The 2,805-nt window shown below is 65.8% G+C and carries 1 protein-coding gene and 1 pseudogene; both read left to right on the forward strand.

Features of this window, described 5'->3' with window-relative positions; all coding sequences use genetic code 11:
* Positions 1-97 precede the first annotated feature (97 nt).
* A pseudogene (locus tag TX78_RS12320) lies at positions 98-1,285 on the forward strand (ISL3 family transposase); the annotation flags it as partial.
* A 303-nt stretch (positions 1,286-1,588) separates the two neighbouring features.
* On the forward strand, positions 1,589-2,662 hold the full coding sequence (locus TX78_RS12325; protein ID WP_044496644.1) for an IS110 family RNA-guided transposase: 1,074 nt from the start codon (positions 1,589-1,591) through the stop codon (positions 2,660-2,662).
* Positions 2,663-2,805: the final 143 nt, after the last annotated feature.

Genomic DNA, 2,805 nt, shown 5'->3' on the forward strand with positions numbered 1-2,805 from the left:
GAGGGTGTAGCAACCGTTGGCGTGGCGGTACGCAGATAGGCGTCGAGGCCTTCCGAAGATGGAAGTTCCTACACTGCCCATCTAGAAAGACCTCGACGTGGCCAAGCCTACTTTTGCCATCCCTGATATCGATAGTTTCTGTCTGGTCGACCGGCTCGGACTCACCATCACCGGCCAGCGCATCGAAGAACACCGAGCGGTGCTGGAATGTCGAGTTCGGGACCCTGATCCCTGGTGCCGGGACTGCGGTGCGGAGGGCGTCTCGATCGGGACCGTGGTGCGTCGACTGGCGCACGTGCCACTGGGTTGGCGGCCCACCACACTCTGGGTGAGAATCCGGCGCTATCGGTGCGCTGACTGTGCTCGGGTGTGGCGCCAAGACACCAGCAGCGCGGCCGCACCACGAGCACGACTCTCCCGCCACGCAGTGCTCTGGGCGCTGAAATCCCTGGTCATCGACCGGATGTCGATCACCAGGATCGCCGCCGGACTGGGTGCGGCGTGGCACACGGTCAACGACGCGGTCCTCGAAGCGGGCCGGCAGCTGTTGATCGATGACCCGGCCCGGTTCGACGGGGTCGAGGTCTTAGGCGTGGATGAGCACTGCTGGCGCCATACCGGGCGGGGCAGCCGCTTCGTCACGGTGATCATCGACCTGACCCCGATCCGCGACGGCACCGGGCCGGCGCGGCTGCTCGACATGGTCGAAGGCCGTTCCAAGCAGGTCTTCAAGAGCTGGCTCGACGCCCAGACCAGGCAGTTCAGGGATGGGATTGAGGTGGTGGCCATGGACGGGTTCACCGGGTTCAAGACCGCTGCTGCTGAGGAGCTCCCACAAGCGACTGCGGTGATGGATCCCTTCCACGTGGTCGCCCTCGCCGGAGACGCGCTGGACCGGTGCCGACAGCGAGTCCAGCAGGAGACTCTGGGGCATCGGGGCCGGTCTGGTGACCCGCTCTACGGGACCCGGAGGGCCCTGCGTACCGGAGCTGATCTGCTCACAGAGAAGCAGCACCAGCGGTTGCAGAAGGTCTTCACCGTGGATGAGCATGTAGAAGTTGAAGCGACCTGGAGGATCTATCAGAAGATCGTCGCCGCTTACCGGAATCCCTCGAAGAGGCAGGGCCGGCAACAGCTGGAAGCGGTGATCGAGTCACTGCGCCGGGCGGTTCCGCGGCGGTTGCAGGAGCTGATCAGTCTGGGGAGAACCTTCAATCGTCGGGCTGCTGACATCCTCGCCTACTTCGACCGGCCCGGCACTTCCAACGGCCCCACCGAAGCGATCTGTGAGTCTGAAGGTGGCTGGTCTGGGACTGGCTGGTCAGGATGGATGTCGGTCGTACCGACCAGGGTGTGACTCTCGAAGCAATTGGCCCGCAGCGCGCGGTGTCCTCCCGTTGAATTGTCCGCTCCGGTCGGCGCGGCCGACGCCATCCGGCCCACCTCGGTGACCTCATCAGGAGACTGCCCGACCCTCACGGGTCGTGGCCCATCACAGATTCGCCCCGAAGTGACCTCTTCCCGGACCGCGCCGGCCGCTGAAGTGACCGTGACCCCGTCCACTTCCAAGACAGGAGCCTTGACCACCATGGCTATCGTCGCCCATACCCGCCCGTTCGTCATCGGCGTGGATACCCACGCCCGCAACCACGCCATCTCGATCCTTGCCTGCCCCACCGGCGAGGTCATCGATGAAGCCCAGTTCCCCGCCACCACTGCTGGTCTGTCACGAGCAGTGTCCTGGGCCGGACGCCGCACCGGCGGTGAGGCCGACGTGCTCTGGGGCATTGAGGGCACGGGCACGTACGGGGCACGCCTGGCGCGTGCCGCTACAGATGCTGGATACACAGTCGTCGAGGCCCCACGCATGAACGCTCGCGGCAACCGAGGCATCGGCAAATCCGACACACTCGATGCCCGACGGATCGCAGCCGCAGTGCTCCCGCTACACGAATCACAGCTGCGCGAACCGCGCACTGACAACGGCATCCGCGCTGCCGTGAAGGTACTGCTGGCCTCCCGCGACCACATGAGCACCGAGCGCACCGCGACGATCAACGCACTCACCGCACTGCTGCGCGTCCTCGACCTCGGCATCGACGCCCGCCGCCCGCTCACCGCCACGCAGATCACCATGATCGCTGCCTGGCGCGCCCGCGACGAAGACCTCGCCACGGCCACCACCCGCGGCGAAGCCATCAGGCTGGCCAAGCGCGTTGTCGCCCTCGACACCGACCTCAAGGACATCACGAAGCGGATCACAGATCTGGTGCGCCAGAGCCCAGCAGGCCCGCTCCTTGACCAGCCCGGCATCGGGCCGGTCACCGCCGCCGTCGCACTGACCTCCTGGTCCCACCTGGGACGCATCAGATCTGAGGCCGCGTTCGCCAGCCTCGCCGGCACCAATCCGATCCCCGCCTCCTCGGGCAACACCGTTCGGCACCGCATCAATCGAGGCGGTGATCGCCGCCTGAACAGAGCCCTCCACATGGCCGTCGTCACCCGCATGCGAATGGACCCCCGCACCCGCGCCTACGTCGAACGCCGCACCGCAGAAGGCCGCACCCTCCGAGAGATCCGTCGCTGCCTCAAGCGATACCTCGCTCGTGAGATCTACCGACACCTCAACACCGAAGCACGAGCCCAACTTGCGACGGCTTGACAAACATAGGAGATTCAACGGCAGGCTCGAACACCTGCGCGGAACCGCCCTGGGCTTCCGGAACCTCGCCAACTACATCGCGAGATCACTGCTCGACACTGGAGGATTCAGACCGCTGCTACACCCTCGTCTGCGATGAGCCC

It is taken from the genome of Nesterenkonia massiliensis, assembly GCF_000455245.1.
GTDB lineage: Bacteria > Actinomycetota > Actinomycetes > Actinomycetales > Micrococcaceae > Nesterenkonia > Nesterenkonia rhizosphaerae.